Here is a 241-nt window from a genome sequence, read left to right as displayed (position 1 = left end):
ATTTATCTTGTAATTCTACAGTAGAATATCCCTTACTAAGTGCATCAATACTGTTTTTCATAACTAGATAACCAATTGCACCTGCAAGACCTGCTGCACCACTACCATCAACTGAAAGACCGATTGCAATACCAATTGCAAAAATGAGTGCTAAATTATCAAAAACTGCTGCACCGGCCTGTGCCATAACAGGAATATCAAATACATCTGGTTGCCCTAAACGAAGCAATAATCCTGCTGC

The 241-nt window shown here is 39.0% G+C and carries 1 protein-coding gene; it reads right to left on the bottom strand.

All coding sequences use genetic code 11. The annotated features are described in order from the left end of the window. Positions 1 to 241, bottom strand: a 241-nt coding sequence (locus MR170_RS31705; RefSeq protein WP_242310762.1) for a PTS transporter subunit EIIC, incomplete at both ends; no start/stop codon positions are given.

This window comes from Bacillus cereus group sp. BfR-BA-01524, from assembly GCF_022662595.1.
GTDB classification, from domain to species: Bacteria; Bacillota; Bacilli; order Bacillales; family Bacillaceae_G; genus Bacillus_A; species Bacillus_A thuringiensis_S.
This window is presented reverse-complemented; position numbering and strand designations above follow the sequence as displayed.